This window comes from Streptomyces sp. 3211.6 (assembly GCF_003634815.1).
GTDB classification, from domain to species: domain Bacteria; phylum Actinomycetota; class Actinomycetes; order Streptomycetales; family Streptomycetaceae; genus Streptomyces; species Streptomyces katrae_A.
This window is the reverse complement of sequence record NZ_RBXC01000001.1, coordinates 4,644,153-4,669,198: the sequence shown is the minus strand read 5'-3', so window position 1 is coordinate 4,669,198 and position 25,046 is coordinate 4,644,153. Positions and strand designations below refer to the sequence as shown.

The 25,046-nt window shown below is 71.9% G+C and carries 23 protein-coding genes; 7 read left to right on the top strand and 16 right to left on the bottom strand.

The window, feature by feature from the left end; translation table 11 throughout:
* From nuoH to BX286_RS21600, 8 genes are read right to left on the bottom strand one after another with little or no spacing between them, the layout of a single operon-like run.
* Window positions 1–1,386 (bottom strand): NADH-quinone oxidoreductase subunit NuoH, encoded by a 1,386-nt coding sequence (nuoH, locus tag BX286_RS21635; protein ID WP_079429240.1) that lies wholly within the window; start codon window positions 1,384–1,386, stop codon window positions 1–3.
* Window positions 1,383–3,887, bottom strand: a complete 2,505-nt coding sequence (locus BX286_RS21630; RefSeq protein WP_121016064.1) for an NADH-quinone oxidoreductase subunit G — start codon at window positions 3,885–3,887, stop codon at window positions 1,383–1,385. The genes nuoH and BX286_RS21630 overlap by 4 nt, the downstream gene beginning before the upstream one ends.
* The gene (gene nuoF, locus BX286_RS21625) at window positions 3,884–5,275 is read right to left on the bottom strand and encodes an NADH-quinone oxidoreductase subunit NuoF (RefSeq protein WP_079429238.1); all 1,392 of its coding nucleotides are present in this window, start codon (window positions 5,273–5,275) and stop codon (window positions 3,884–3,886) included. Before nuoF ends, BX286_RS21630 begins: the two co-directional genes overlap by 4 nt.
* Window positions 5,275–6,030: an NADH-quinone oxidoreductase subunit NuoE gene (gene nuoE / locus BX286_RS21620; protein ID WP_121016062.1), complete on the bottom strand. Its 756-nt coding sequence runs from the start codon at window positions 6,028–6,030 to the stop codon at window positions 5,275–5,277. Before nuoE ends, nuoF begins: the two co-directional genes overlap by 1 nt.
* Entirely contained in the window at window positions 6,027–7,364 is a 1,338-nt protein-coding gene (locus BX286_RS21615) for an NADH-quinone oxidoreductase subunit D (RefSeq protein ID WP_079429236.1), read from the bottom strand. Before BX286_RS21615 ends, nuoE begins: the two co-directional genes overlap by 4 nt.
* A complete protein-coding gene (locus BX286_RS21610; RefSeq protein WP_121016060.1) occupies window positions 7,364–8,095 on the bottom strand; it encodes an NADH-quinone oxidoreductase subunit C in 732 nt (243 codons plus the stop codon). Before BX286_RS21610 ends, BX286_RS21615 begins: the two co-directional genes overlap by 1 nt.
* The gene (locus BX286_RS21605; protein ID WP_079429234.1) at window positions 8,092–8,646 is read right to left on the bottom strand and encodes an NADH-quinone oxidoreductase subunit B family protein; all 555 of its coding nucleotides are present in this window, start codon (window positions 8,644–8,646) and stop codon (window positions 8,092–8,094) included. The genes BX286_RS21610 and BX286_RS21605 overlap by 4 nt, the downstream gene beginning before the upstream one ends.
* Before the next feature lie 15 nt (window positions 8,647–8,661).
* Window positions 8,662–9,021, bottom strand: a complete 360-nt coding sequence (locus BX286_RS21600; RefSeq protein ID WP_079429233.1) for an NADH-quinone oxidoreductase subunit A — start codon at window positions 9,019–9,021, stop codon at window positions 8,662–8,664.
* A gap of 853 nt (window positions 9,022–9,874) precedes the next feature.
* Here BX286_RS21600 and BX286_RS21595 point away from each other — a divergent pair.
* From BX286_RS21595 to BX286_RS21585, 3 genes are all read left to right on the top strand, one after another.
* Window positions 9,875–10,720, top strand: coding sequence for a C40 family peptidase (locus tag BX286_RS21595; RefSeq protein WP_079429232.1), 846 nt, complete (start codon window positions 9,875–9,877; stop codon window positions 10,718–10,720).
* Between the two features lie 196 nt (window positions 10,721–10,916).
* The gene (locus BX286_RS21590; RefSeq protein WP_100863105.1) at window positions 10,917–11,177 is read left to right on the top strand and encodes a hypothetical protein; all 261 of its coding nucleotides are present in this window, start codon (window positions 10,917–10,919) and stop codon (window positions 11,175–11,177) included.
* Between the two features lie 120 nt (window positions 11,178–11,297).
* The gene (locus BX286_RS21585) at window positions 11,298–11,744 is read left to right on the top strand and encodes a hypothetical protein (RefSeq protein ID WP_100863106.1); all 447 of its coding nucleotides are present in this window, start codon (window positions 11,298–11,300) and stop codon (window positions 11,742–11,744) included.
* 68 nt (window positions 11,745–11,812) lie between these two features.
* Here BX286_RS21585 and BX286_RS21580 read toward each other — a convergent pair whose 3' ends face one another.
* Window positions 11,813–13,105: a geranylgeranyl reductase family protein gene (locus BX286_RS21580; RefSeq protein WP_045946772.1), complete on the bottom strand. Its 1,293-nt coding sequence runs from the start codon at window positions 13,103–13,105 to the stop codon at window positions 11,813–11,815.
* A 98-nt stretch (window positions 13,106–13,203) separates the two neighbouring features.
* Here BX286_RS21580 and BX286_RS21575 point away from each other — a divergent pair, with 98 nt between their 5' ends.
* Window positions 13,204–13,731: a GNAT family N-acetyltransferase gene (locus BX286_RS21575; protein WP_079429230.1), complete on the top strand. Its 528-nt coding sequence runs from the start codon at window positions 13,204–13,206 to the stop codon at window positions 13,729–13,731.
* Window positions 13,732–13,926: 195 nt separating this feature from the next.
* Here the strand turns inward: BX286_RS21575 and BX286_RS21570 are convergent, their stop codons facing one another.
* The 6 genes from BX286_RS21570 to BX286_RS21545 all read right to left on the bottom strand — a co-directional run bounded on the left by BX286_RS21570 (window position 13,927) and on the right by BX286_RS21545 (window position 20,813).
* Window positions 13,927–14,838 carry a glutaminase gene (locus BX286_RS21570; protein ID WP_079429229.1) on the bottom strand — a complete coding sequence of 304 codons (912 nt, stop codon included), beginning with the start codon at window positions 14,836–14,838 and terminating at the stop codon, window positions 13,927–13,929.
* Window positions 14,839–14,862: 24 nt separating this feature from the next.
* On the bottom strand, window positions 14,863–15,558 hold the full coding sequence (locus BX286_RS21565) for a demethylmenaquinone methyltransferase (RefSeq protein ID WP_079429228.1): 696 nt from the start codon (window positions 15,556–15,558) through the stop codon (window positions 14,863–14,865).
* A 146-nt stretch (window positions 15,559–15,704) separates the two neighbouring features.
* Window positions 15,705–16,349 (bottom strand): imidazolonepropionase-like domain-containing protein, encoded by a 645-nt coding sequence (locus BX286_RS21560; protein ID WP_121016058.1) that lies wholly within the window; start codon window positions 16,347–16,349, stop codon window positions 15,705–15,707.
* A gap of 15 nt (window positions 16,350–16,364) precedes the next feature.
* Window positions 16,365–17,564: a cyclic dehypoxanthinyl futalosine synthase gene (gene mqnC / locus BX286_RS21555; RefSeq protein ID WP_100863108.1), complete on the bottom strand. Its 1,200-nt coding sequence runs from the start codon at window positions 17,562–17,564 to the stop codon at window positions 16,365–16,367.
* Between the two features lie 95 nt (window positions 17,565–17,659).
* The gene (locus tag BX286_RS21550; RefSeq protein WP_121016055.1) at window positions 17,660–19,636 is read right to left on the bottom strand and encodes a serine/threonine-protein kinase; all 1,977 of its coding nucleotides are present in this window, start codon (window positions 19,634–19,636) and stop codon (window positions 17,660–17,662) included.
* A gap of 313 nt (window positions 19,637–19,949) precedes the next feature.
* Complete coding sequence (locus BX286_RS21545; RefSeq protein WP_079429224.1) at window positions 19,950–20,813, bottom strand: menaquinone biosynthetic enzyme MqnA/MqnD family protein; 864 nt, start codon at window positions 20,811–20,813, stop codon at window positions 19,950–19,952.
* A gap of 236 nt (window positions 20,814–21,049) precedes the next feature.
* On the opposite strand from BX286_RS21545, the gene BX286_RS21540 reads away from it, so the two are divergent.
* Entirely contained in the window at window positions 21,050–21,253 is a 204-nt protein-coding gene (locus tag BX286_RS21540) for a cold-shock protein (RefSeq protein ID WP_027749613.1), read from the top strand.
* 239 nt (window positions 21,254–21,492) lie between these two features.
* A complete protein-coding gene (locus tag BX286_RS21535) occupies window positions 21,493–22,068 on the top strand; it encodes a hypothetical protein (protein ID WP_148710289.1) in 576 nt (191 codons plus the stop codon).
* 97 nt (window positions 22,069–22,165) lie between these two features.
* Here BX286_RS21535 and BX286_RS21530 read toward each other — a convergent pair whose 3' ends face one another.
* Window positions 22,166–23,857 carry a hypothetical protein gene (locus BX286_RS21530; protein WP_261993491.1) on the bottom strand — a complete coding sequence of 564 codons (1,692 nt, stop codon included), beginning with the start codon at window positions 23,855–23,857 and terminating at the stop codon, window positions 22,166–22,168.
* A 269-nt stretch (window positions 23,858–24,126) separates the two neighbouring features.
* On the opposite strand from BX286_RS21530, the gene BX286_RS21525 reads away from it, so the two are divergent.
* Window positions 24,127–24,933: a thioredoxin domain-containing protein gene (locus BX286_RS21525; protein ID WP_079429222.1), complete on the top strand. Its 807-nt coding sequence runs from the start codon at window positions 24,127–24,129 to the stop codon at window positions 24,931–24,933.
* The last annotated feature ends 113 nt before the right edge of the window (window positions 24,934–25,046 follow it).

Here is a 25,046-nt window from a genome sequence, read left to right as displayed (position 1 = left end):
TCAACCCTCCTCTCGGTCACTGTCAGTATTCGTCCCGCCACTGACAATCAGCTCCCGCTCGGCGCGGGACCGCCTGCGCGGTACGGGTGCCAGGTGCTGGCCGGGCTTGGGCGGTACGGGGAAGCCGCCCGCCATCGGGTCGAAGGGCTCGGCGGCCGCGGCCTGCCCCGCCTGCGCGGCGGCCGTCTTCTCCCGCTTGTCGCGGAAGTGGTCGGCGACGGCGGTCAGCAGCAGGATCGCCACGACGGCCCCGCCGACGTAGAGCACGATCTCCGAGAAGTCGTAGCGCTCGTTGCGCAGCGCCCGGACGGTGGCGACCAGCATCAGCCAGACCACGGAGACCGGGATCAGCACCTTCCAGCCGAGCTTCATCAGCTGGTCGTAGCGCACGCGGGGCAGCGTGCCGCGCAGCCAGATGAAGAAGAACAGCAGCAGCTGCACCTTGATGACGAACCAGAGCATCGGCCACCAGCCGTGGTTCGCGCCCTCCCAGTACGTGGAGATCGGTGCCGGGGCGCGCCAGCCGCCCAGGAACAGGGTGACCGAGACCGCCGAGACGGTGACCATGTTGACGTACTCGGCCAGCATGAACAGCGCGAACTTGATGGAGGAGTACTCGGTGTTGAAGCCGCCGACCAGGTCGCCCTCGGACTCCGGCATGTCGAAGGGGGCGCGGTTGGTCTCGCCGACCATCGTGATCACGTAGATGATGAACGACACCGGCAGCAGCACGATGTACCAGCGGTCCGCCTGCGCCTCCACGATCGCCGAGGTCGACATGGACCCGGAGTAGAGGAAGACCGAGGCGAAGGCCGCGCCCATCGCGATCTCGTACGAGATCATCTGCGCGCAGGAGCGCAGGCCGCCGAGCAGCGGATAGGTCGAGCCCGAGGACCAGCCGGCCAGCACGATGCCGTAGATGCCGACCGAGGCCACGGCCAGGACGTACAGCATCGCGATCGGCAGGTCGGTCAGCTGCATCGTGGTGCGCTGCCCGAAGATCGAGACCTCGTTGCCGGACGGGCCGAACGGGATCACCGCGATGGCCATGAACGCCGGGATCGCCGCGATGACCGGCGCCAGGACGTACACCACCTTGTCGGCCCGCTTGACGATGACGTCTTCCTTCAGCATCAGCTTCACGCCGTCGGCGAGGGACTGGAGCATGCCCCAGGGCCCGTGCCGGTTGGGGCCGATGCGCAGCTGCATCCAGGCGACGACCTTGCGCTCCCAGACGATGGAGAACAGCACGGTCACCATCAGGAAGGCGAAGCAGAACACCGCCTTCAGCAGGACGAGCCACCAGACGTCCCTGCCGAACAGGGACAGGTCCTCGGCGGCGAGGACGTGCGGCTGCTGCGCCGCGATGTGGGCGAGGCTGGTCACGCTCGCACCTCCTTGGCGGGGGCGGCCGGGGCCGGCGCCGGTCCGATGCGGACGAGGGTGCCGGGCAGGGCGCCGGTGTCGGCGAGGACGCCGGAGCCGGTGGAGTTCAGGGGGAGCCACACGACCCGGTCGGGCATCCCGGTGATCCGCAGCGGGAGTTCCACCGAGCCGGCCGGGCCGGTGACGGCGAGGAGGTCGCCGTCCTTGACGCCGGTCTCGGCGGCCGTGGCGGCCGAGAGGCGGGCCGCGGCCTCGTGCCGGGTCCCGGCCAGGGCCTCGTCGCCCTCCTGGAGCCGGCCCAGGTCCAGCAGCAGGCGGTGGCCGGCGAGTACGGCCTCGCCCGCGCCGGGCCGGGGCAGCGGCACCGAACCGGTGGACCGCTCGGGGGCGAGGTCGCCCTCCCAGGGGCCGAGCCGCTCCAGCTCCCGGCGCACGGCGTGCACGTCGGGCAGGGCGATCGGCCGGCCGGCGGCGTCGGCCAGCATGTGCAGCACGCGGGCGTCGGCCGGAGCGAGGCGGCGGGTCATCTGGTCGGGCTTGAGGGCCGCCTCGAAGGGGCGGACCCGGCCCTCCCAGTTGATGAACGTGCCCGCCTTCTCGGCGACGGCGGCGACCGGCAGGACCACGTCCGCGTGGTCGGTGACCTCCCCGGGCCGCAGCTCCAGGGAGACCACGAAGGCCTCCTCCAGCGCGGTCCGGGCCCGCTGCGGGTCCGGCAGGTCGGCGACCTCGACGCCCGCGACCAGCAGCGCGGACAGCTCACGGGTGGCGGCGGCCTCGACGATCTGGCCGGTGTCGCGGCCGTAGCGGTGCGGCAGCGACTCCAGCCCCCAGGCGGCGGCGACCTCGTCGCGGGCCCGCGGATCGGTGGCCGGGCGGCCGCCCGGCAGCAGGGACGGCAGCGCGCCCGCCTCGACGGCGGCCCGCTCCCCGGCCCGGCGCGGGATCCACACCAGCCGGGCGCCGGTCGCGGTGGCCGCCCGTACGGCGGCGGTCAGCGCGCCGGGCACCCCCGCGAGCCGCTCCCCGACGACGAGGACGGCCCCGGGCCGGCGGAGCGCCTCGGCCGCTTCGGCGCCGCCCTCCTCCAGCCCGGTGCGGGAGGCCAGGGCGTCCAGCCACTCGGGTTCGGTGCCGGGGGCGGCGGCCAGCAGGGTGCCGCCCGCCTTGGTCAGGCCCCGGGTGGCGAACGGGGCGAGGGCGTACGTCTTCTGGCCCCGCTTGCGGTGGGCCTTGCGCAGCCGCAGGAAGACCCCGGGGGCCTCCTCCTCGGCCTCGATGCCGGCCAGCAGGACGGCCGGGGCCGCCTCGAGGGAGGCGTAGGTGACGCCCGTGCCGTCGAGGTCCTTGCCGGTGCCGGCGACGGAGGCGGCCAGGAAGTCGGTCTCCTCCGCGCTGTGCACGCGGGCCCGGAAGTCGATGTCGTTGGTGTCGAGCACCACCCGGGCGAACTTGGCGTACGCGTAGGCGTCCTCGACGGTCAGCCGGCCGCCGGTCAGCACCCCCGCCCGGCCGCGCGCCGCGGTGAGCCCCCTGGCGGCGGCCTCCAGGGCCTCGGGCCAGCTCGCCGGGGCGAGGACCCCGTCGGCCCCGCGCACCAGCGGGGTGGTCAGCCGGTCCGGGCGCTGCGCGTAACGGAACGCGAAGCGGCCCTTGTCGCAGATCCACTCCTCGTTGACCTCGGGGTCCTCGGCGGCGAGGCGGCGCATTACCTTCCCGCGCCGGTGGTCGGTCCGGGTCGCGCAGCCGCCCGCGCAGTGCTCGCACACGCTCGGCGAGGAGACGAGGTCGAACGGGCGGGAGCGGAACCGGTAGGCGGCCGAGGTGAGGGCGCCGACGGGGCAGATCTGGATGGTGTTGCCGGAGAAGTACGACTCGAACGGGTCGCCCTCGCCGGTGCCGACCTGCTGGAGCGCGCCGCGTTCCAGCAGCTCGATCATCGGGTCGCCGGCGACCTGGTTGGAGAAGCGGGTGCAGCGCGCGCACAGCACGCACCGCTCGCGGTCCAGCAGCACCTGCGTGGAGATCGCGACGGGCTTCTCGTAGGTCCGCTTGCGGCCCTCGAACCGGGATTCGGCGTTGCCGTGCGACATCGCCTGGTTCTGCAGGGGGCATTCGCCGCCCTTGTCGCAGACGGGGCAGTCCAGCGGGTGGTTGATGAGCAGCAGCTCCATCACCCCGCGCTGGGCCTTGTCAGCGGCCTCGGAGGTCAGCTGGGTGCGCACGACCATGCCGTCGGTGCAGGTGATGGTGCAGGAGGCCATCGGCTTGCGCTGGCCCTCGACCTCGACGATGCACTGGCGGCAGGCGCCGGCCGGGTCGAGGAGGGGGTGGTCGCAGAACCGGGGGATCTCGATGCCGAGCTGTTCGGCGGCCCGGATGACGAGGGTCCCCTTGGGCACGGACAGCTGGGCGCCGTCGATGGTCAGCGTGACCAGGTCGTCCTGCGGCGGCTTGGCGGCCTCGCCGCCGCCGGCGGGGGCACTGGTGGCGACGGTCATGCGTTCACCTCGGAGTTCTTTGCCGGGCCGTCGGCCCACAGGGTCGACTTCCGGTGGTCGAAGGGGCAGCCCTTCCCGGTGATGTGCTGCTCGTACTCCGCGCGGAAGTACTTCAGGGAGGAGAAGATCGGGCTGGCCGCGCCGTCGCCGAGCGCGCAGAAGGACTTGCCGTTGATGTTGTCGGCGATGTCGTTCAGCTTGTCGAGGTCGGACATGACGCCCTTGCCGGCCTCGATGTCGCGCAGCAGCTGGACGAGCCAGTACGTGCCCTCGCGGCAGGGGGTGCACTTGCCGCAGGACTCGTGGGCGTAGAACTCGGTCCAGCGGGTGACGGCGCGCACCACGCAGGTGGTCTCGTCGAAGCACTGGAGGGCCTTGGTGCCGAGCATGGAGCCGGCCGCGCCCACGCCCTCGTAGTCGAGCGGGACGTCGAGGTGCTCGTCGGTGAACATGGGGGTGGAGGAGCCGCCGGGGGTCCAGAACTTCAGCCGGTGTCCGGGGCGCATGCCGCCGCTCATGTCGAGGAGCTGGCGCAGGGTGATGCCGAGGGGGGCCTCGTACTGGCCGGGGCCGGCGACGTGCCCGGAGAGGGAGTAGAGGGTGAAGCCGGGGGACTTCTCCGTCCCCATCGCCTTGAACCAGTCCTTGCCCTTGCTCAGGATCGCGGGAACCGAGGCGATGGACTCGACGTTGTTCACGACAGTGGGGCAGGCGTAGAGGCCTTCGACCGCGGGGAAGGGGGGACGCAGCCGGGGCTGGCCGCGCCGGCCTTCGAGGGAGTCGAGCAGTGCCGTCTCCTCGCCGCAGATGTACGCGCCCGCGCCCGCGTGCACCGTGATGTCGAGGTTGCGTCCGCTGCCGTCGATGTCCTTGCCGAGGTATCCGGCCGCGTACGCCTCGCGCACGGCTTCGTGCAGCCGCCGCAGCACCGGCACGGTCTCGCCGCGCAGGTAGATGAAGGCGTGCTCGGAGCGGATCGCGTAGCAGGCGATGATCATTCCCTCGATGAGGGAGTGCGGGTTGGCGAAGAGGAGGGGGATGTCCTTGCAGGTTCCGGGCTCCGACTCGTCCGCGTTCACGACGAGGTAGTGCGGCTTGCCGTCGCCCTGCGGGATGAACTGCCACTTCATCCCGGTGGGGAAGCCGGCGCCGCCGCGTCCGCGCAGTCCCGAGTCCTTGACGTAGGCGATCACCTCGTCGGGGGTCATCGCGAGGGCCTTGCGCAGACCCTCGTAGCCCTCGTGGCGCCGGTAGGTCGCCAGCGTCCACGACTCGGGCTCGTCCCAGAACGCCGACAGGACGGGTGCGAGCAGCTTCTCCGGGCTCGTACCTCCCCCAGCCTCCGGCTGGGAGGTGCCCCCATGAGTTTCCTTGGACGACACCGACATCACTCCCCTCCCTCGGTACCGGTCTCGGCGCGCGGGCGGACGACCGGGGCGTGCGGGGACTCGCCGCGGGCGATGCGCAGGCCGATCAGGGAGGCGGGGCCCGCGCCGCCGCTCGCCTCCACCGCGCCCTCGCGCTCGTCGGGGAAGCCCGCCAGGATGCGGGCGGTGTCCTTGTACGTGCACAGCGGCGCGCCCCGGGTCGGTTCGACCGGGCGGCCGGCGCGCAGGTCGTCGACGAGGGCCTTGGCGGACTCGGGGGTCTGGTTGTCGAAGAACTCCCAGTTGACCATCACCACGGGGGCGTAGTCGCAGGCCGCGTTGCACTCGATGTGCTCCAGCGTGACCTTGCCGTCGGGGGTGGTCTCGTTGTTGCCGACCCCGAGGTGCTCCTGGAGCTCGGCGAAGATGGCGTCGCCGCCCATCACCGCGCACAGGGTGTTGGTGCAGACCCCGACCTGGTAGTCGCCGGAGGGCCGCCGCCGGTACATCGTGTAGAAGGTGGCGACCGCGGTGACCTCGGCGGTGGTCAGGCCGAGGACCTCGGCGCAGAACCGGATGCCGGTGCGGGAGACGTAGCCCTCCTCGGACTGCGTCAGGTGCAGCAGCGGCAGCAGCGCGGAGCGGCTGTCGGGGTAGCGGGTGATGATCTCCTGCGCGTCCGCTTCGAGCCGGGCGCGCACCTCGGCGGGGAAGTCGGGGGCGGGGAGCTGCGGCATCCCGAGGCTGATGCCCGTGTTCACTGCATCGGCCGTCATCGGTCGACGCCTCCCATCACGGGGTCGATGGAGGCGACGGCGACGATGACGTCGGCGACCTGGCCGCCTTCGCACATCGCCGCCATGGCCTGCAGGTTGGTGAAGGACGGGTCGCGGAAGTGGACCCGGTAGGGGCGGGTGCCTCCGTCGGAGACCACGTGGACGCCGAGTTCGCCCTTGGGGGACTCGACGGCCGCGTAGGCCTGCCCGGCGGGGACCCGGAAGCCCTCGGTCACCAGCTTGAAGTGGTGGATGAGGGCCTCCATGGAGGTGCCCATGATGTTCTTGATGTGGTCGAGGGAGTTGCCGAGGCCGTCGGGGCCCATGGCGAGCTGCGCCGGCCAGGCGATCTTCTTGTCGGCGACCATGACCGGGCCGGGCTCCAGCCGGTCCAGGCACTGCTCGACGATCCGCAGCGACTGGCGCATCTCCTCCAGGCGGATCAGGAACCGCCCGTAGGAGTCGCAGCTCTCGGTGGTGGGGACGTCGAACTCGTAGCTGTCGTAGCCGCAGTAGGGGTCGGTCTTGCGCAGGTCGTGCGGCAGGCCGGCGGAGCGCAGGATCGGTCCTGTGGCGCCGAGGGCCATGCAGCCGGCCAGGTCGAGGTAGCCGACGTCCTGCATGCGGGCCTTGAAGATGGGGTTGCCGGTGGCGAGCTTGTCGTACTCCGGCAGGTTCTTCTTCATCGTCTTGACGAACTCGCGCAGCTGGTCGACCGCGCCGGGGGGCAGGTCCTGGGCGAGGCCGCCGGGGCGGACGAAGGCGTGGTTCATGCGCAGGCCGGTGATCAGCTCGAAGACGTCGAGGATCAGCTCGCGGTCCCGGAATCCGTAGATCATGATCGTGGTCGCGCCCAGCTCCATGCCGCCGGTGGCGATGCACACGAGGTGGGAGGAGAGCCGGTTGAGCTCCATCAGCAGGACGCGGATGACGGTGGCCCGGTCGGGGATCTGGTCGGTGATGCCGAGGAGCTTCTCGACGCCGAGGCAGTACGCCGTCTCGTTGAAGAACGGCGTCAGGTAGTCCATGCGCGTGACGAAGGTGGTGCCCTGCGTCCAGTTGCGGAATTCGAGGTTCTTCTCGATCCCGGTGTGCAGGTAGCCGATGCCGCAGCGGGCCTCGGTGACCGTCTCGCCGTCGATCTCCAGGATCAGGCGGAGCACGCCGTGGGTGGAGGGGTGCTGGGGGCCCATGTTGACGACGATGCGCTCGTCGTCCGCCTTGGCCGCGGACTGGACGATCTCGTCCCAGTCGCCGCCGGTGACGGTGTAGACGGTGCCTTCGGTGGTCTCGCGGGAGGCCGCGTGGTCGGCGGCGTTGGGGGTGTGGGACATCAGCTGTACGACCTCCGCTGGTCGGGAGCCGGGATCTGGGCGCCCTTGTACTCGATGGGGATGCCGCCGAGCGGGTAGTCCTTGCGCTGCGGGAAGCCCTGCCAGTCGTCCGGCATCATGATCCGCGTGAGGGCGGGGTGGCCGTCGAAGACCAGGCCGAAGAAGTCGTACGTCTCGCGCTCGTGCCAGTCGTTGGTCGGGTAGACCGCGACGAGCGAGGGGAGGTGCGGGTTGCCGTCGGGCACCGACACCTCCAGCCGGACGATCCGGCCGTGGGTGAGGGAGCGCAGGTGGTAGACGGCGTGCAGCTCGCGGCCCTTGTCGTCGGGGAAGTGCACGCCGCTGACGCCGGTGCACAGCTCGAAGCGCAGGGCCGGGTCGTCGCGCAGGGTGGAGGCCACCCGCACCAGGTGTTCGCGGGCGATGTGCAGGGTCATCTCGCCGCGGTCGACGACGACCTTCTCGATGGCGTTCTCCGGGAGCAGGTCCTGCTCCTCCAGGGCGCCCTCCAGCTCGTCGGCGACCTCGTCGAAGTAGGAACCGTAGGGGCGGGAGCTCGCGCCGGGCAGGGCCACGGTGCGGACGAGGCCGCCGTAGCCGCTGGTGTCGCCGCCGTTCGTGGCGCCGAACATGCCCTTGCGGACCCCGATCACCTCGGGTCCGGGGGTGGCGGCCCGGGGGGCGGGGACGTTGTTGCCGTTGCCGTTCTCCACGGCGGGTTCGTCGCTCACCGCAGGAGCCCCTTCATCTCGATGGTGGGGAGGGCCTTGAGGGCCGCCTCCTCCGCCTCGCGCGCCGCCTCTTCCCGGTTCACGCCGAGCTTGGAGCCCTGGATCTTCTGGTGGAGCTTGAGGATCGCGTCGATGAGCATCTCGGGGCGGGGCGGGCAGCCGGGGAGGTAGATGTCCACCGGGACGATGTGGTCGACGCCCTGGACGATCGCGTAGTTGTTGAACATGCCGCCCGAGGAGGCGCAGACCCCCATGGAGATGACCCACTTGGGGGCGGGCATCTGGTCGTACACCTGCCGCAGCACCGGCGCCATCTTCTGGCTGACCCGGCCGGCGACGATCATCAGGTCGGCCTGGCGCGGGGAGCCGCGGAAGACCTCCATGCCGAAGCGGGCGAGGTCGTAGCGGCCGGCGCCGGTGGTCATCATCTCGATGGCGCAGCAGGCGAGGCCGAAGGTGGCCGGGAAGACGGATGCCTTGCGCACCCAGCCCGCGGCCTGTTCGACGGTGGTCAGCAGGAAGCCGCTCGGCAGCTTCTCTTCCAGTCCCATGGAAAATTCAGCCCCTCAGTCCCATTCCAGGCCGCCGCGGCGCCAGACGTATGCGTAGGCGACGAAGACGGTGAGCACGAAGAGCAGCATCTCGACGAGCCCGAAGATCCCCAGGGAGTCGAAGGTGACGGCCCAGGGGTAGAGGAAGACGATCTCGATGTCGAAGACGATGAAGAGCATCGCCGTGAGGTAGTACTTGATGGGGAAGCGACCGCCACCGGAGGGCGTCGGGGTGGGCTCGATGCCGCACTCGTACGCCTCAAGCTTCGCCCGGTTGTACCGCTTTGGGCCGATCAGCGTGGCCATGACCACGGAGAAGATCGCAAACCCTGCGCCGATGGCGCCGAGCACGAGGATGGGTGCGTAGGCATTCACGCTCCTCGCTCCTTCCAGTCGTCCTTGACCGTTGGACCGCTGCGCCGGCGTTGGGGCCCTCCCAGCGGTGGCCGGGGGGAGCCGCCCCGGGAGACCGCGGCCGCTGGAGCGGGGGCGATCGCATGTGAGGCAGTTCACAAGCCGGACTGGTGCGCATCTTATGCCTGCCGGTCTGTGATCTGCGACACGGGTAACAACACCGAGTTTGTGATCTCCACCACCTGACGAACGATCATGAAGGCCGAAGAGTGGTGATCTTCATACGCAAGGCATCCACATGATCACCAAAGGTGACATCCGGCCTCGTCGCCGCAGGTGGAAGCGGCCTTGCATTATCAAAGAGTGGGCGCTACAGGCAAATTGGCGACAGGCCGACCGGGGTGATAAAGGAATCCGCCTCCCCCGCCCGGGGGGTCCGGCGGTACGGAAGTGGACGGCGGCGCCGCGCGGAGAAGCTGTGCATCCGTTCACGAACGTTCACGAGCCCCGCACCCGCGCCCCGCGCCGGGGGCTGGTACCCCGCCCCGGCGCCGCGAACCGCACGGCGAGTTCACGGTCGGATCACGGGCCGGCCACAGCGCCCTCACGGCGGCAGGTAACTGTGACCTGCGACACATGGATCATGACCCTCAAAAAGGAGGCTTGGCCATCTGTGCGACTGGATGGTAGGCGGTGGATCAATCCGGACTTATTGCTGAAACCCCATGATCACAGCCTTGCGAGGGGGTGTCCGATACGTCCGTTACGGCGTCAATAAGAGGCGCGGCGCGCCCGGTTGCCCGGCCTTTCCCGCAACTGTGGCGCAGACCACGTTTCTTGAAGGTGACCCTGGACCCCTGATAGCGGTTGTCCCATGTCCCACACCGCTCACATACCCAGCCACCGGAAGCCCCGCCGCAGCGCCTCGAAGCTCGCGGTCCGCGCCGGAGTTGCCGGTGGCGTCCTCAGCACCCTGGCCATGGCCGGCACCGCGAGCGCGTCCCCGTCTACCGAGCCCGTGGCCGAGACGACGCTGGAGATGCCGGTCCTCAGCCTGGACCTCGGCACCGAGGTGTCCAACGCCGTCAACACGGCCGCCGAGAACACCCGCGTCGCCGCCGTGGAGGCCGCCGTCACCGGCGAGCTGAACGCCCAGGAGGAGAGCGCCCGTACGGGTGCCGCCGCCGAGGCGAAGCAGGCGAAGGAAGACGCCCAGAAGGCCGCCGAGCAGAAGGCGAAGCAGGAGGCCGACCGCAAGGCCGAGGCCGAGCGCGCCAACCGCAGCTCCGGCCGCTCCTCCCTGACCAACGCCTCCGCCGCCGACGACGGCAGCGGCGCCACCGTCAAGGGACGCTCCTCCGCCACCGGTTCCGCCGCGGCCATCATCAACTTCGCCTACGCCCAGGTCGGCAAGGCCTACGTGATGGGCGCCACCGGCCCCTCCGCGTACGACTGCTCGGGCCTGGTCCAGGCCGCCTACCGCCAGGCCGGCATCTCCCTGGACCGCACCTCCCAGGACCAGTCCCTCGCCGGCACCTCGGTGTCGCTGAGCAACCTCCAGCCGGGCGACATCCTGTACTGGGGCCCCAAGGGCAGCGCCTACCACGTCGCCATCTACGTCGGCGGCGGCAAGTTCGTCGGCGCGCAGAACCCCAGCACGGGCATCGTCGAGCGCCCGCTGAGCTACGACATGCCGACCGGCGCCGTCCGCGTCCTCTGACCCACCCGGTCTCCGCGAGGTCCGGTACTCCCCCTCCCCCAGCCACCGCTGGGAGGTGCCCCCGGGGGGCGGAGTACCGGACCTCCGGCATGCCCGGAATCCCACCCGGCGGACGACCCGTGCGGAACCCGCCGAACCGCTGCGAAGATAGGCACCTGCCCGTGCGCCCGTAGCGATTCCTGGAGTTGGTGATCCCGTGAGCGGAACCTCGTGCGAGCAGCGCGGCGACGACGAGGCCACCGCCCTCCCCGCCGCCCTCGGGCTGGGCCTGCTGGCGGTCGGCGGCTGGCTGCTCACGACCGCCCGCCCCTGGCACAAGCCCGGCAGCCCGCTGACCCTGGGCCTGGGCTGGACCGTCTCCGGCGCCCTCCTCGTGGCCGGCCTGAGCCTCCTGACCCACTGCGTCCGCACCGTCCACGGGGCCCCGGAGGCGGCGCGGGAGCCCGCGGAGGACTGAGCCGGCCCCGCAGTGGACAGGAATGCTCGCGGCGGCCAAGCTCCGCGAGGTGGTCGCAGCCGACCGCAAGGCGTTCGGCCCCGTCTCCGCGGAAGCGCGGCGGCAGGCGGAACAGGAGTGGTGAGCAAGCGCCTCAAGGTCGCGGCCAAGAGTGAAGGCACGCTCGTCCTGGACGCTCAAGGGCTTTCACAGCACGTCGACGGCGATGAGGGCATGCGCGCACGCATCGAGGTCGCCCAGCAGACCGGCCGCCGAGTGGCGCTGTCCGCTCTGACGCCCCTGGAAGTGCGCCGGACGGGCGAGGCCGCCAAGCGGCTGCGGTTCCTGCTGTCCCGGTTCGACGTGAAGCCGGTCAACGACGCGGTGACAGAGGCCGCGAAGACTCTGCTGGACGTGTCCGGCCTCGACGGTCACGAATGCCTCGTGGACGCCCTCGTCGTCGCCACAGCAGCGCTGTGCGCCCCTCCGGTGCTGCTCGTCACCTCCGACCGGTCGCACATCCCGGCCCTGTGCAAGGCCGCGGAGGAGCTTCCCGGCTCGCCGAAGGTGAAGACCGTCAACGTCTGAGCGCGCGGGCGCCGCCGTACCCCGGCCGCCCGGCCGCATGCGCATGCCGGGCGGCCGTGGTCACACGGTCAGGCCTTCGGGGCGACCTTCGAGAGGCCGTTGATGATGCGGTCCATCGCGTCGCCGCCCGTCGGGTCCGTCAGGTTCGCCAGCATCTTCAGCGTGAAGCGCATCAGCACCGGGTGCGTCAGGCCGCGCTGCGCGGCGATCTTCATGACCGTCGGGTTGCCGATCAGCTTCACGAAGGCGCGGCCCAGCGTGTAGTAGCCGCCGTAGGTCTCCTTCAGCACCTTCGGGTAGCTGTGCAGCGCCAGCTCGCGCTGGGCCGGGGTGGCGCGGGCGTGGGCCTGGACGATGACCTCCGCCGCGATCTGGCCGGACTCCATCGCGTAGGCGATGCCCTCGCCGTTGAACGGGTTGACGAGGCCGCCCGCGTCGCCGACCAGCAGCAGGCCCTTGGTGTAGTGCGGCTGCCGGTTGAAGGCCATCGGCAGGGCCGCGCCGCGGATCGGCTGCGTCATGTTTTCGGGGGTGTAGCCCCAGTCCTCCGGCATGGACGCGCACCAGGCCTTGAGGACCTCGCGCCAGTCCAGCTCCTTGAAGGCGGAGGAGGAGTTGAGGATGCCGAGGCCGACGTTGGACGTGCCGTCGCCCATGCCGAAGATCCAGCCGTAGCCGGGCAGCAGCCGGTCCTGCGGACCGCGCCGGTCCCACAGCTCCAGCCAGGACTCCAGGTAGTCGTCGTCGTGCCGGGGCGAGGTGAAGTAGGTGCGCACCGCCACGCCCATCGGGCGGTCCTCGCGCCGGTGCAGGCCCATCGCCAGGGAGAGCCGGGAGGAGTTGCCGTCGGCGGCGACGACGAGCGGGGCGTGGAAGGTGACCGGGGTCTTCTCCTCGCCGAGCTTCGCGTGCACGCCGGTGATGTGCCCGGTGCGCGGGTCCCGGACGGGCTCGCCGACGTTGCAGCGTTCGTACAGGCGGGCGCCGGCCTTCTGCGCCTGGCGGGCCAGGGTCTCGTCGAAGTCGTCGCGCTTGCGGACGAGTCCGTAGTCCGGGTACGAGGCCAGTTCCGGCCAGTCCAGCTGGAGCCGCTGCCCGCCGCCGATGATGCGCAGGCCCTTGTTGCGCAGCCAGCCGGCCTCTTCGGAGATGTCGATGCCCATCGCCACCAGCTGCTTGGTGGCGCGCGGGGTCAGGCCGTCACCGCAGACCTTCTCGCGCGGGAACGCCGTCTTCTCCAGGAGCAGGACGTCGAGTCCCGCCTTCGCGAGGTAGTAGGCGGTCGTCGAGCCGGCGGGCCCGGCCCCGACGACGATCACGTCCGCGCGGTGTTCGGAGAGGGGCTCGGTGGGCTCGGTCACTGCGGGGTCTCCCGAAGGCTCGATAAAGGGTGCCCAACGGCACAGGACATGACGCAGTCTATGCAGCGAGAGTGATCGCGATCCGAAGGGCTGCCCCGATGACGACCTCGCCGACGACCCGGCCGCCACTGCCGGCGGTCCAGCTCCGCGTACCGATCGACGAGGACGCGCACGCATGGCACCGCGTCTTCGACGACGCGGACGTGATGGAGTTCCTCGGGGGGCCCGCGGAACTGTCCGCGTACGAGGAGTTCACGGCCCGGCAGCGGATGCACGACGCGCAGCTCGGGTACTGCCTGTGGACCCTGCTGGACGAGGACGGCGAGGTCATCGGCTTCACGGGCGCGCAGCCGTGGCCTGCGGCGAAGGCGTGGGGGCCGGTGGGGCGGATCGAGATCGGGTGGCGGCTGGGGCGCTCCGCCTGGGGGAAGGGGTACGCGTACGCGGCCGCGCTGGCGACCGTGGAGCGGTTGCGGGGGCTGGGGGTGGAGGGGGTGTGCGCGGTGATCGACGCCGGCAACGTGCGTTCGGTGGCGGTCGCGGAGCGGCTCGGCATGACGCCGGGTGAGGAGTTCACGACCCCGTCCGGTCGACGGGCCGTCTGCCACGAGCTGGCGCTGGGCTGACGTCTGCCGGGGGCCGGGGGTGCCGCCGCGCGGAGCCGTCCCCCACCCACCCTTCCACCGTTCCCCGGGGCTCCGCCCCGGACCCCGGTACGTGCGCTGCGCGCCCGTGCGCTCAAGCTCCCCCGGCTACCGCTGGGAGGTGCCCCCTGCGCGGGCTGGAAGTGCCGCACAGCGGCACTGTCCAGCCCCCTCGGGTCAGAACACGCTCAGGCCCGTCAGCGTCGTGAAGCGGTCCAGGGCCGCCGCGCCGGCGACCGAGTTGCCCTGGGCGTCCAGGCCCGGGCTCCACACCGCGAGGGTGCACCGGCCGGGGACGACCGCGATGATGCCCCCGCCGACCCCGCTCTTGCCCGGCAGCCCGACCCGGTAGGCGAACTCCCCCGCCGCGTCGTACGTCCCGCAGGTCAGCATCACCGCGTTGATCTGCTTCGCCTCGCTGCGGGTCAGCAGCCGCGAGCCGTCCGCGCGCAGGCCGTGCCGGGCGAGGAAGCGCCCGGCCAGGGCCAGGTCCGCGCAGGTCATCGCGATCGAGCACTGCCAGAAGTAGTGGTCCAGCAGCGCCGGCACGGGGTTGTCGATGTTGCCGTACGAGGCCATGAAGTGCGCCACGGCCGCGTTCCGGTCGCCGTGTTCGTGCTCGGACGCGGCCACCTCCGCGTCGAAGCCGATGTCCGGGTTCCCGCTCTCCTGCCGCAGGAACTCCAGGAGTTCGCTGCTCGCGTCACCCGTCAGGGTCTGCAGCCGGTCGGTGACGACGAGCGCGCCCGCGTTGATGAAAGGATTCCGCGGGATGCCGTTCTCGTACTCCAGCTGCACCAGGGAGTTGAACGGGTTGCCGGACGGCTCCCGGCCCACCCGCTCCCACAGGCTGTCGCCGCCCTCCGCGAGGGCGAGGGCCAGGGCGAAGACCTTGGTGATCGACTGGGTGGAGAAGGGGACCCGCCAGTCCCCGGTGCCGAAGACGTTCCCGTCGAGGTCGGCGATCGCCATCCCGAACCGGCGGGGGTCGACCCCCGCCAGTGCCGGGATGTACTCGGCCGGGGTGCCGCTGCCGATCAGCGGGGCGACGTCCGCCGCGATCCGTTCGAGGATGTGCTGGTAGTCCACGGGTGCCACACGTACCGACGGGTGCTACCGGGCCTTGACGCCGCGGTGCAGGGCCACGATGCCGCCGCTCAGGTTGCGCCAGGCGACCTGGCCCCAGCCCGCCTTCTGCAGCAGCTCGGCCAGCCCGGGCTGGTCCGGCCACTCGCGGATGGACTCGGCGAGGTACACGTACGCGTCGGGGTTGGAGGACACCGCACGGGCCACCGGCGGCAGGGCGCGCATCAGGTACTCGGTGTAGACCGTGCGGAACGGCGCCCACGTCGGCTGCGAGAACTCGCTGATGACGACCTGCCCGCCGGGCTTGGTCACCCGGTACATCTCGCGCAGCGCGGCGTCCGTGTCCTGGACGTTGCGCAGCCCGAAGGAGATCGTCACGGTGTCGAAGACGTCGTCCGCGAAGGGCAGCCGGGTCGCGTCGCCCGCCGTCAGCGGGAGCCACGGGTTGCGCTTCTTGCCCTCGCGCAGCATGCCGAGGGAGAAGTCGCAGGGGACGACGTACGCGCCGGTCGCGGCGTACGGGAGGGACGAGGTCGCGGTGCCGGCGGCCAGGTCGAGCACCTTCTGGCCCGGGCGGGCGGCCACCGCCTTGGCGGCCTCCTTGCGCCACAGGCGCGCCTGCCCGAGGGAGAGGACGTCGTTGGTGAGGTCGTACTTCTCCGCGACGCCGTCGAACATGGAGGCGACTTCGTGCGGCTGCTTGTCCAGGGAAGCCCTTGTCACTGGCGGTGGCCCCTCGGTGCTCGGTGGGTGTGGCGGTGCGCCGGTCGGTCGGCGGGCCGGTCGGTCGGTCCGTGGGCCGGCCGGCTCGTAGCGCCCATCCTCTCAGGCCCGCCGCCGGGTCGGCGCGGTGGCCTCGCCCGTGGGCCCTACCGCCGCCGGTGCAGCAGCCGGCCGCCGATGACGGTGGCCACGCAGGTGGTCGCCCCGCGCTCCAGCAGTTCGGCCTCGTCCGCCACCGCGAACACCGCGAACCGGGCCGCCGCCCCGTCCTGGAGCACCCCGTGGAAGGCCTGCCCGGCACTCTCCCGCCCCGTGAGCGGGTCCAGCGCCGCCGCGCCCTCGTAGGGGGCGGGCGGGACCACGGCCAGGCCCGAGCGGACCACCGCCGTGCGCACCGCCGGGATCGCGAACCGTCCGGCCACCGCCACCACCCCGCGCGCCAGCAGCTTCTGCGTGCCGCGCCGGGCGCTGTTGCCCCAGCGGGACTCGGTCAGCTTCAGGGCCTCCAGCGCCTCGGCGCCGGTGATCGGGTCGGCGCCCAGCTCGGTGACCTCGTACGGGTCGTCGGGGTAGTACGTCCCCTCCAGCAGCACCTCCGCCCCGCGCGCCAGCAGCCCCGGGGTGAGCACCCCGGGCCAGCGCCGCACGCGGGCGTGCGGCGCGGCCGCGCCCAGGTCCTCGTACGGGCCCGTGCGGACGATGCGGTCGCCCTCCACCAGGACGGCGCCGGCCTCCAGCGGAGCGGCGCCCGGCCCGGTGACGAGGAGCTCGGCGGTGTGCAGCGTCAGCATCGGGGTCGGTCCGCGTCAGTTCGTGGAGATGAGCTTCAGCTCGGGGTGCGCGGTGCCCCCCTCGATGGCGGTCGAGGAGATGTGCGAGACCACGCGGTCGTCGACCGGGTCGTTCGCCGGGTCCTCGTGCACCACGAGGTGCTCGTACGTCGTCGCGCGCTGCGCCGGGACGCGGCCCGCCTTGCGGATCAGGTCGATGATCTCCTGGCGGTTCGAGCGGTGCTTGGCACCGGCGGAGGAGACGACGTTCTCCTCCAGCATGATCGAACCGAGGTCGTCGGCGCCGTAGTGGAGGGCCAGCTGGCCCGCCTCCTTGCCGACGGTCAGCCAGGAGCCCTGGATGTGCGCGACGTTGTCGAGGAAGAGGCGCGCGATCGCGATCATCCGCAGGTACTCGAAGACCGTCGCCTGGGTCCGGCCCTTGAGGTGGTTGTTCTCGGGCTGGTACGTGTACGGGATGAACGCGCGGAAGCCGCCGGTGCGGTCCTGCGTGTCACGGATCATCGCGATGTGCTCGATGCGCTCGGCGTTGGTCTCGCCGGTGCCCATCAGCATGGTGGAGGTGGACTCCACGCCCAGCTTGTGGGCGATCTCCATGATCTCCAGCCAGCGCTCGCCGGACTCCTTCAGCGGGGCGATGGCCTTGCGCGGCCGCTCCGGCAGGAGTTCGGCGCCGGCGCCCGCGAAGGAGTCGAGGCCGGCGGCGTGGATGCGCGTGATGGCCTCCTCGGCGGAGACGCCGGAGATGCGGGCCATGTGCTCGACCTCGGACGCGCCGAGGGAGTGGATGACCAGCTGCGGGAAGGCCTTCTTGATGGCGGAGAAGTGCTCCTCGTAGTACTCCACGCCGAAGTCCGGGTGGTGCCCGCCCTGGAACATCACCTGCGTGCCGCCGAGCTCGACGGTCTCCGCGCAGCGGCGCAGAATGTCGTCGAGGCCGCGGGTCCAGCCCTTCTTCGTGTCCTTCGGGGCCGCGTAGAAGGCGCAGAACTTGCAGGCCGTGACGCAGACGTTGGTGTAGTTGATGTTGCGCTCGATGATGTACGTCGCGATGTGCTCGGTACCCGCGTAGCGGCGGCGGCGCACCGCGTCGGCCGCCTGGCCGAGCGCGTGGAGGGGGGCGTGCCGGTAGAGGTCGAGCGCCTCTTCCTTGGTGATCCGGCCCCCCGCTGCGGCGCGGTCGAGGACGGACTGGAGTGCGGCCAGGTCGGTCACCGGTGGGTCACCTTTCGGCGGTGTGTCAAGGGTTCCGGACCGATCCAGCCTACGCCAGGGCCCCCGACCGGCTCCGCCAGGGGGCGGGGGCCGGGTCAGGGGCTGCGGGTGAGGTCGCCCTCGGGGTTGCCGGCCGCCCGGTCGCCCGACTTGTAGTGGAGCGTGCCGCCGGGGTTGAGGGTGAACCGCTCGTCGGCGGAGCCGCCGGCGCAGACGCCCGGGGCCGGGTTGGGGCCGCCCGCGCTGTCCAGGACCAGGGAGCGGTCGGTGGCGGAGGAGAGCTTCCAGTCGCCGCTGCAGTCGGTGCCGAGGAGGGGCAGGACGGACTTGTCCCGGGCGACGACCTCGCCGACCTTGCCGGAGCGGATCGTGATCTCGAACTCGGTGGTGGCGCCGAGGTTGGTGGTGACGGTGCCCTTCCAGGTGCCGGTGAGCTCCTTGGGGACGTCGTCACGGGTGCCCTTGGGCGGGGCCGCGGAACCGGACGCGGACGGGGAGGAGGGCGACGAGGGGGCGGAGGCGGCCGCGTCCGGGGCCGGGCCGGCGGTCGGGGGCTTGCCCACCGCCGCGTCCCGGGCACCCTGGCCGGGCAGCAGCCCCATCCCGTACAGCCCGCCCGACAGGGCCGTCAGGACGGCGGCCGCGCCGAGCACGAGGGTGCAGCTGAAGCGGCGGCCGGCCGCGCTGAGGGTGACCCCGCGCCGCTCGCCGTCCGCAGCCGTCCGCGGCTGCGGCACCCGGCCGCCGCCGGCGGTCTCGGTGGGCGCCCCGTACACCCCGCCGCCCGCACCGGAACCGGGACCGGAACCGTAGGGCCCGCCGCCGGGACCGGTACCCGAGCCGGAACCGTAGGGGCCGCCGCCGGAGCCGGAGCCGTAGGGCCCGCCGCCGGGACCGGTCCCGAACCCGGAACCGCCCGCGCCGGAGCCGTAGGGGCCGGCGCCCCCGGCGTACCCGGACGGGTTCCCGTACGTGGGGTCCGGCGTCCCGAACCCGACCCCGACGGGCCCGCCGAAGGACCCCTCGGTGAACGGCACCGGCCCGGACCCGGAGACGGTCCCCGCACCGAACCCGGCCCCGGCCGCGCCGCCGGACCCGTACGCACCGCCGGACCCCGCCCAGGACCCGCCACCGCCGCCGGCCCCCGCACCCGGAGCCCCGGCCCCCGCGCCGCCCTCGGAGGCGTCCGCGTCCAGGTCCAGCAGGGCCACCGCCGCCCGGCTGGCCTCCTCCACCAGCGGGGCCGGGAGCCAGCCCGGAGCACCCAGGGCCCCGCCCAGCGCGGCCGCCAGGGCCTCGGGGGAGGGCCGCTCGGACGCCGCCTTGGCCAGGCAGGACGCGATCAGCTCGCGCAGCTCCCCGGCCGGGACCGCGTCGAGCTCCGGCGGCTCGTGCACCACCTTGTAGAGCAGCGTCGCGGAGTTGTCCCCGCTGAACGGGGGCCGGCCGGTCGCGGCGAAGGCCAGGACCGCGCCGAGGGAGAACACGTCCGAGGCACCCGTGACCCCCTTGCCGAGGATCTGCTCGGGGGACATGTAGCCCGGCGAACCGATGGACACGCCGGTGGAGGTCAGCGAGGCGGTGCCGTCCGTGGCCCGGGCGATCCCGAAGTCGATCAGCCGGGGCCCGTCGAGGCTCAGCATCACGTTCGAGGGCTTCACGTCCCGGTGGACGAGGCCCAGCCCGTGCACCGCCACCAGGGCCCGGGCCAGCCCCGCGCCCACGGCCCGTACCGAGCCCTCCGGCAGCGGGCCGTGCCCGGCGACCGCCCGGTCCAGCGAGGGCCCCGCCACGTACCCGGTCGCCACCCACGGCACGGCCGCCTCGGGGTCGGCGTCCAGCACGGGCGCGGTCCACTCCCCGCCCACCCGCCGGGCGGCCTCCACCTCACGGCGGAAACGGGCGCGGAACTCCGCGTCGGACGCGAAGTGGGGGTGCACGACCTTCACGGCGACGGTCCGGCCGCCCGCGCTGCGCCCCAGGTAGACCCGTCCCATGCCGCCCGCGCCGAGCCGGCCGAGCAGCCGGTAGGCGCCGATCGTCCGCGGCTCACCGGCTTCGAGCGGATGCATCGAGTCCCCCTGTCCCCGGGTTCGGTGGTCACCCGGACAGCAGCACCTTAGGGGGTGGGGCGGGCCCGGGGGCGGCCCGATCCGCACGCGGAATGCGAACCGCCCGCCCGCACTTCGCCCGCCAATTCCTTCCCGGCGTTCTCCGTGCTCTTCCGGGGATCTTCCTGCGCTCTTCCGCCGGTCTTCCGCCGATCTTCCGGCGGCCTTCCGGCACGGCCGACGGAAATGCGAAAGGCGAACGAATTTCCGGCAAACGGAACATTACCTGCCGGGAAGTGGAAGATCCCCGGAAAGGTCCCCGGGGTATTGGCGATCAGCGTTCCGGCCCGCCGGCCTTCAGCAACTCCACGGCCACATCCGTCGCGTAGCCGGTGTCCGCGCCCGTACGGCGCGCGAATTCCCGCACACCGGCGAGTTGTTCCGGACCGAAGCGGAAGTCGAGGGTGGTGAAGTAGCGCTGGAGCAGTCCGGCATCGAAGGCCTCCCAGCGCGCGGCCTGCTCGGCGACCTTCACGACCTCCTCCAGGGAGAGGTCCCGGGAAGCAAGGAAGGCGTCGTGGACCTCCCGGACGATCTCGGGTTCGCGGGCCAGGTAGTCCTTGCGGGCGGCCCAGACGGCGAAGACGAACGGCAGCCCCGTCCACTCCTTCCACATCCGCCCCAGGTCGTGCACGGCCAGCCCCAGCCGGGGCGCGTCGTGCAGCGAGGCGCGCAGCGCGGCGTCGCCGATCAGCACCGCCGCCTCGGCCTCCTGCATCATCAGCCCCAGGTCAGGGGGGCAGGTGTAGTAGTCGGGCCGGACCCCGTACTGCTCGGCGAGCAGCAGCTGGGCCAGGCGCACGGAGGTGCGCGAGGTGGAGCCGAGGGCCACCCGGGCCCCGTCCAGCTGCTCCAGCGGGACCTGCGAGACGATCACGCAGGACATGACGTCGCCGTCGCAGCCGACGGCGATGTCCTGGAGGGCGACGAGCTTGTCGGCGTTGCGGAGGAACTCCACGAGGGTGATCGGGCCGACGTCCAGCTCGCCCTGGACGAGCCGCTCGCTCAGCTTCTCGGGGGTGTCCTTGGTCAGCTCCATGTCCAGCAGCGTGCCGGTGCGTGCGAGCCCCCAGTAGAGGGGCAGGCAGTTCAGGAACTGGATGTGGCCGACCCTGGGCCGGCTGCGATAGACGTCCACATCGCGAGACTAGCGGCGCTTCTCCGTCAGCGATCGAGCGGGTCTCAAACGTCCGGGTGACGTGATCTTTCCCTCTGGTCTCGGCCCGAGGGTGCGTGCTAGGCTCGACGCAAGTTGCAGTTTGGTTTCCCTTGCAGTACGAGGCCTGCGGAGCATGTAACCCGCAGGCTTTTGTAGTTTTCAGACTTCTTAGCAGGTTCTGGAGCAGGGCGACCCTTTGGCCCATAGGAGGGCTCATGGCTACCGGAACCGTGAAGTGGTTCAACGCTGAAAAGGGCTTCGGCTTCATCGCCCAGGACGGCGGCGGCCCGGATGTCTTCGTCCACTACTCCGCGATCAACGCCACCGGCTTCCGCTCCCTCGAGGAGAACCAGCAGGTGAACTTCGACGTCACGCAGGGCCCCAAGGGTCCCCAGGCGGAGAACGTCACCCCGGCCTAGTCGCCAGGCCGGTCGGATCGCGGCCGGATTATCGCAGTACCCAAGGAGCCCTGCCCTTCCCGTGCGAACGGAAGGGGCGGGGCTCCTGCCTTTTTCCTCCGGATCCAAGGCCCACAGCGGCCGTTCGGGGCCAGATTCTGGTTCCCCTGAGTGACTGCTCGTCACAGTGTGCGTACAACCGGCGGGCGGCGGGGATGTTCGGTCGCGCGACATCGAACTCGCACTCACGGAGGAATCGGATGACGAAGCTCGCTTGGGCCGCACGGGGTATTTCGGCAGTGTCGGGGGCGGTGCTCCTCGGCGCACTGATGGCGCCGTCGGCGGCCGCAGGGGGCATGGACCACGACCCGCAGCACAAGAAGAAGGCCTCCCATCCCGCCAAGGCGGTCAAGCCGGCCAAGCAGACGGGGACCGCCACGCCGGCCCGCTCCGACGACGACCGGGACGACGACCACCGCAGGAAGTGCTCCACCTCCCGCGACCTCTCCACCGCCGCGCCGGACTACACCAACTTCCCCCCCGGTCTGATCTTCCGCGTGGCGACCGACCGGCACGGGCACGCCTTCCTCAACGACAGCCGCAACCCCGGCGTGTGGATCAACCTGGGGATCCTCGCCAACGCGCCCAAGTGCGTCACGGACACCGCCGCCTCGGTGACCGAGGCCGACCCCGGCTCCCTCTACGTCACCCTGCAGGACCGGGAGGGCGAGCTGCACCAGGCCACGTGCACCACCTCCGACACGCCGTTCAGCGCCTCGAACCTGGTGGCCGCCTGCGGCACCGGCTTCACGGCCGTCCAGGACACCCCCGTATAGGGGCCCCGGCACCCCGTACACGCACGGCACGGCCGGTCGCGCGCTGCGCGGCCGGCCGTGCCGTGTCGTGCCGTGTCCTGGGTCCGTACGGGCCCGGTCAGGCCTTGGGCTCCGCCTTCGGGGCGGTGACCGTGAGGTCCAGGACGAGTTCCGCCCCGTCCGCCGTGGTCAGCCGCAGGTGGTACGTGCCCGCGGGCGCGTCCGTGGTCAGCAGGTCCGGCAGGGAGACCTTCCCGTCGGCTCCCGTCTTGGGCAGCTCCAGGGTGAACAGCTTCTGGCCGTCCGCGGCGCCCTTGAAGAACGGCCCCGTCGCCGACTTCGGGTCGACCGGTACCCAGGCCCCGGGCTTGCCCGTGACCAGAGTGGCGGTGACCTGCACCCCGTCCTCCGGCTTGCCCTCGCGGGCGGCCAGGAACTGCAGGCCCTTGACCGGGGTGCCGGCCGCGACCTCGACCGCCCCGCCGGCGTCCGCACGGGTCAGCGCGAGCGGCTTCTCGGCCGGCTTCTCGGTGACCTTGCCGTCCAGCGCCACGGTGAACTGGCCCTTGGAGTCGTAGGCCCTGGCCCGGAGGGTGAACGTGCCCGCCTTCGGGCCGGCCTTCAGGCGCGGGGCGGTGGCGATGCCCTGGGCGTCGGTACGGACGACCACGCTCGCCTCGTCGCCGAAGACGAAGCCCGTGCCGCCGGTGGTGTCCTTCTCGACCGCGAAGAGCACGACCTGGCCGACGGCGGGCTTGCCGTCGCTGAGGACCGCCTTGAAGCGGACGCCGTCCGCGAACGTGCTGCCTGCCTCCGCCTCCAGCCTGGCGTCGCCGACTTGCTCCAGCTTGGCCAGGGTCGCCGGCGCCGGGGTCGGCGTGGACGGGTCGGGCTTCGGGGTGGGCTTCGGGTCGGGGGTCGGCTTCGGGTCCGGCTTGGGCGTCGGCGTCGGCTTCGTCGCCGGCGGGTTGGGGGCCGGGACGTGCGGCGGGGTGGGGACGGTCGGCGTCGGCGGGGTCGGGTAGGTGCCGACGGGCGGGTTCGGGATCCCGGCGGTGCCGTCCTGCTGGTACTGGCGCATGTAGCCGAGCACGCTGTTCACGTACTCGCGCGAGTTGTTGTAGCTGAGGATCGCCCTGTCGAGGTCGGCCGGGAGGGAGAGGTCCTTGCCGCCCGAGCAGAGGTAGAGGCCCGCTCCCAGCGCCGCGTCGTAGATGTTGTTGGCGTCGCGCTTGCCGTCCCCGTTGCCGTCGGCCTTCCAGGTGGCCCAGGTGGAGGGGATGAACTGGAGGGGGCCGAAGGCGCGGTCGTACTCGGTGTCGCCGTCGAACTCGCCCTTGTCGGTGTCGAGGATCTTCTCGTAGCCGTTGCCGTCCAGGCGGGGCCCGCGGATCGGCCGCTCGGTGGTGCCGTCGTCCTTGAGCCCGTAGCCGGAGGCGTGCACGGACTCGACCCGGCCTATGCCCGCGACCAGCTGCCAGGGCAGCTTGCACTTGGGGAGGGCGGCGGCGACGGCGACTTCGGCGCGCTTGTAGGCGTCGAGGGCGGTCGCGGGGATGCCGGCGGCGCCCTCGGTGGCCGCTCCGCCCGCGGCGGGCGGGACGACCGGGTCGGCGAGCTGGCCCGGGAGGTCGAGGCGGGCGTCGCCCCGCTCGGCGGCCTGCGGGCTGTCCGGGGTGGGTTCGGCCTCGCCCGCGCCGGCGACCGGGGTGTTGGTCACGACGGCGGCGGTGGTGAGGCTGGCCGCGAGGGCGGCCGTGCACAACACCTTCCGCGAGGTGTTGACTACGTGACGGTGAAGCGGCTTCACGGTGCGGCGATCCCCCCAAGGCGGCCGGCGAAGTCAGGTGCACGGCCGGTCGGGCCGTGATTCTTCTGTCTATCAGGTATTCGGATACGACTCGCCGTCGCCCCCGTAGATATGACACACCATTCGTCTCGGCTTCACCCCCCTGTGGCCCAGGACGTCCAGCCCGCCTCCTGCGGCCCTCCGGCCCGGTGCGAACGGGACTTCCGGCCCTGTCCGTAACGTCCCAAAGGCCCATCCTGGCAGGGCTTGTTGGAATTTACCCTGGTCTCATGGCGAGTGGTGGCAAGAAGGACCAGCGGCGCGAGGCCCGCGAACGGCTCGTGGCGGAACGGGAGGCGCAGGCGCGGCGCGCGCGGCTGCGCGGGCGGCTGCTCGTCGGCGGTGCGCTGGCCGCCGTCCTCGCGATCGCGGCCGGGGTGGGCGTCTACGCGTCGCGGTCCGCCGGTCCGGGGGAGAGCGAGGCCGGCGGCAGGCCGTTCGTGCGGCCCGCGCACACGGCCGGCGAGGACGGGGTGGTCGTCCCGTACGGCAAGGAGGGCGCGAAGGACCTCGTGTCGGTCTGGCTGGACCCGCGCTGCCCGTTCTGCGCGGGCGTGGAGACGGGCCTCGGGCCGGCCTTCAAGGAGCGGGCGGACGCCGGGGACTACCGCGTCGAGTACCACTTCGCCACCTTCCTGGACGGGGCGCTCGGCGGCAAGGGCTCCAAGCGCGCGCTGAACGCGCTGGGCGCGGCGGTCAACGAGGGCCCGGAGAAGTTCATGGACTACCTCCAGGTGCTCTACGCGAACCATCCGCAGAAGGAGTCGGACGACAAGTTCGGCTCGACGGCCACCCTGCTGGACCTCGCCGACCGGGTGCCGGGGCTGCGCAATCCGGGCTTCGACAAGGCGGTCGAGGAGCTGACGTACATGCCGTGGGTGGACCGGGTCTCGCAGGCCTTCCACGGCAGCGGGAAGAAGGGCACGCCGGTGGTGGAGGCCAACGGCAAGGAGGTGAACGTGCTGACGGGCAAGGGCCTGGAGACGATCACCCCGGAGGCCTTCGGGCGGCTGGTGGCGGCGAACCCGAAGCAGTGACCCGCCGGGGGCGAGGGGTGGCCGGGGGCGCTTCGACTCCTGGTAGTTTCAGGCCAGAAGAGAGAACTGGCGTGCGAGGCCTCCTCCTTCCGTGAAGGCATCCGGAAGGAGGT

Excerpts from the sequence above, each read along its gene's own strand:
- BX286_RS21630 (WP_121016064.1), bottom strand. The coding sequence starts at position 3,887 with ATGACCGTCGCCACCAGTGCCCCCGCCGGCGGCGGCGAGGCCGCCAAG.
- nuoF (WP_079429238.1), bottom strand. The coding sequence starts at position 5,275 with ATGTCGGTGTCGTCCAAGGAAACTCATGGGGGCACCTCCCAGCCGGAG.
- nuoE (WP_121016062.1), bottom strand. The coding sequence starts at position 6,030 with ATGACGGCCGATGCAGTGAACACGGGCATCAGCCTCGGGATGCCGCAG.
- BX286_RS21615 (WP_079429236.1), bottom strand. The coding sequence starts at position 7,364 with ATGTCCCACACCCCCAACGCCGCCGACCACGCGGCCTCCCGCGAGACC.
- BX286_RS21605 (WP_079429234.1), bottom strand. The coding sequence starts at position 8,646 with ATGGGACTGGAAGAGAAGCTGCCGAGCGGCTTCCTGCTGACCACCGTC.
- BX286_RS21595 (WP_079429232.1), top strand. The coding sequence starts at position 9,875 with ATGTCCCACACCGCTCACATACCCAGCCACCGGAAGCCCCGCCGCAGC.
- BX286_RS21575 (WP_079429230.1), top strand. The coding sequence starts at position 13,204 with ATGACGACCTCGCCGACGACCCGGCCGCCACTGCCGGCGGTCCAGCTC.
- BX286_RS21560 (WP_121016058.1), bottom strand. The coding sequence starts at position 16,349 with ATGCTGACGCTGCACACCGCCGAGCTCCTCGTCACCGGGCCGGGCGCC.
- BX286_RS21550 (WP_121016055.1), bottom strand. The coding sequence starts at position 19,636 with ATGCATCCGCTCGAAGCCGGTGAGCCGCGGACGATCGGCGCCTACCGG.
- BX286_RS21540 (WP_027749613.1), top strand. The coding sequence starts at position 21,050 with ATGGCTACCGGAACCGTGAAGTGGTTCAACGCTGAAAAGGGCTTCGGC.
- BX286_RS21535 (WP_148710289.1), top strand. The coding sequence starts at position 21,493 with ATGACGAAGCTCGCTTGGGCCGCACGGGGTATTTCGGCAGTGTCGGGG.
- BX286_RS21525 (WP_079429222.1), top strand. The coding sequence starts at position 24,127 with ATGGCGAGTGGTGGCAAGAAGGACCAGCGGCGCGAGGCCCGCGAACGG.